Source organism: Cupriavidus campinensis, assembly GCF_905397395.1.
GTDB classification, from domain to species: Bacteria; Pseudomonadota; Gammaproteobacteria; order Burkholderiales; family Burkholderiaceae; genus Cupriavidus; species Cupriavidus campinensis.
Window position 1 is genome coordinate 1 of record NZ_CAJPVH010000124.1, and the last position, 3044, is coordinate 3044.

At 70.4% G+C, this 3044-nt stretch carries 1 protein-coding gene; it reads right to left on the reverse strand.

What is annotated here, in order from left to right; all coding sequences use genetic code 11:
- Positions 1–3044, reverse strand: a 3044-nt coding sequence (locus tag KHO18_RS28025) for a glutamate cyclase domain-containing protein (RefSeq protein WP_211944301.1), incomplete at both ends; no start/stop codon positions are given.

The following is a 3044-nucleotide window of genomic DNA, read 5'->3' on the forward strand; positions in this document are numbered from 1 at the left end:
CCACGGCGCGCGGCCGCGGGCCGCCTTGCCCGGCTTGCCAGCCTTGTCCGCCTTGTCCTTGAGGATGCCCCCCGGCCGGCATACGCCCGCCATGGTGGATCACCGCATTGGCCGCCTCCGCCACCGGCCTGCGCACCGCGCCCGGGCCGCCGAACCAGGAAAACGGCGCCGCGCCGGGGCCGGCAGGCAGTTCGCCCGTGGCCGCGTGGCGGTAGAGCTGGACGATGGCGGCATGCACGTCGGTCGAGAAGCCGTCCACCGTCGGCACGCGCTCGCGCGAGACGCCATCCACGGCGCCGGCATCCGCGGCCGCCTGCAGCACGCGCCGCAGCTCGTCGGGCGTCTGGAACCGCTCGATCATGTTGCCGCGCTTGAGCAGCAACGCCGACAGCGCATACGCGCCCCAGTTGGACACGCTGGCCGTCACCACATGGTCCGCCGTGATCTCGGCCGCGATCTGCTTGCCGTTCCAGCCCTTCGGGATCAGGCCCTTGAGCCCGCCCATGCCCACCTCGTTGCCGCCATCGCCAATGCCCAGCGTCTCCACGCCCTCGCGCGCGTTGGCCTGGATCAGGATCTCGTCGATGGCCGGGTTGAAATCGTCGATTTCGAGCCCGCGCATGTTGTTCTTGGTGCCATCCGCGCTGCGTGACGGCAGTTCGATCGCCATCACGCGGTCCGGCCCCACGGCTTCCAGCAGCGCCCGGGCCGGCGCCTTGGCCTCGCCCACGGGCACGTCGAAGACCTTGATGTTGTCGGTCGGCTCGCCCATCTCGCGCAGGATGGCTTCGAGGATCGGCTTGTTGGCCGAATCCACCACGTACGTCACCTGCTTGCCGCGCAGGCGCAGCGCCCGGCCCAGTTCGGCCGTGCCCGGCGGCCCATCGGTCTCGGGCATGCCCTTGGCGACCGAGAAGCCGGTCAGCAGCATGATGTTCTCGCCACTTTCCAGCGCGGCAGCCGCGCGCTGGGCGCCGTCCGGCATATAGAACTCGCGCAGACCCCGCCCGATATAGCTGAAGCTGACCCGGTCCACCGGGGCCAGGTGGCGGCCGGCGTCCACCAGCGCGCGCACCCCGGACACATCGGCAGCCTCCCCGAACGGCGACTTGAACACGCGGATGTCGTTGCGGCCGCCCATCGCGTGCGCCAGCCGGGACACCGCCGAGGGCTGCCCGGAGGTGACCACCATGGTCGGCAGCGTCTTGCTGTCGGGCACCTGCATCGGGTCCAGCGGGGTGTCGAGCAGGTCCGTGGCGTGCAGCAGGCCCTTGTCGATCAGCACGTCCACGGCCTTGCGCGCCTGGAACTGCATCGGGTCGATCAGCTTCACGTGAGGCATGCCGATAGCGTCCAGTTGCTGGCGCACCAGCGGCTCCAGCGCCGGATAGTGCGTGCAGCAGAACCAGACCGAGGTGGTATCGGCCGGAATGCGGTCCAGGTTGATGTATTCGGCAATCCACTGCTTGAGCTGGGCCAGCTGCGCGCCATCGTCCAGGTGCATCAGGTTGTTGACCGCGCCGGCCCACTCCGTGGCGGGGATTTCCTCCACGGTGCGCCGGCCGCCGCTGGCCTCGCGCACGCCGTTCAGGTAGGCGTGGCCGCCCACCGTGCCGGGCGTGGCCACCACCACGGGCCGCGCGCCGCCCATCTCCACGATCTGCGGCACGGTCTGCTGGATCAGGTTCACCATCTCGAAGCCGTGCATGCGCGCCAGCACCGTGGCCAGCGCCAGGCAGGCGGTGTTGCAGGCGGCCAGGTTGACGTCGCCCATCAGCTTCTGCACGGCCTGCAGGCCGGCGTGGACCTTCTCGGCCAGGTCTTCGGGCGTGCGGCCGCCGTAGGTACCCGCCGCGTGGTCGGTCACCGCCTCCACCTGCACCGCCTTGCCGGTCAGCGCGTAGATGTGCCGGGCGAGGTTCTGGGCGGCCAGCAGGCCGCCGTTGCTCGAATCGAACGCGGTGACGACGATGACATCGTCCTCCACGCGGATGCCGGCGGCCTCCGCATCGACATCCTTCGGCAGGAAGCGGCGCTGGATGCCGTCGAACAGCTTCACGAAGTCGAGCCCCTCCGGCAGGCTCTCCGCCGCCTTGCCGAGCAGCTCGTAGACGCCCAGCTGCACCGACTTGTCCATGCCGCGCACGCTGGTGGCGCCCACCTCGTGGGTCACGCCGTCACGCGCGCTGAAGCTGGCCATGGTCTCCAGCATGTCGCCAATCTGCTGGATGTCCGGCATCTTGCCTTCGCCGTGGTAGCGCTGGAGCGCGAAACCGATGGCCTGCGCGGCCAGGTTCGAGTTCATGCCGGTGACCACGTAATCCGCGCTCACGTCGGACCAGAGTTCGGCGTGGACGTCCTCGGGCGGCATCGCCCGCGTGATGCGCTCGCGCAGCGGGCGCATGCCGGCCTCGTTGCCGTGGTCGCCCACGGCCACCGTGAGCACGCCCTTCATGTCCCGGGCATCCACCAGAAGCTGGTCCACGCGGGGCCCGCCGGCCACGGCTTCCCCGGTCTGGAGGCGGTATTCGTTGTTCAGGTTGCGGCCGGCTACCTCCACGGCGATCACGGCCTCGGGCTGGTGCATCGCCAGCAGCGCCTTGGATTGCAGCGTGGCGGCCAGATGGTCCTTGGCGCGGAAGGTTTCCACGCGCGCGTTGGGCTGGTCGAGGTCATTGCGCAGCATCTTGCGCAGCGCGCGGCTATGCGCTCGATCCGCCACATAAACGACTTCCTTGCCGAGCGAGGTCAGATACGCCCCGAGCGAGGCCGCGCCGATCACGCCGTTGGTTTCGGCATGGCCGTGCGCGGTCAGCGGAGCGGTGACGATCATCACGCGGTCGAGGTCCGCCAGCGCGCGGGCGGCCAGCTCGGCGCCGTACGGCACGCCGATCTGCTCCATGCGGCCGTCGATCCAGAGCACGTTGTCGAGCGGGGAGATCGCGTTCTGGCGCAGCGCGTGCGCCGGGGCATCGGCCTCGTCCGCAGTACGCGCCGCCGCCGCCTCGGGCGGGCCATGGCGGATGGTGCGCCGCTGGGCGGGC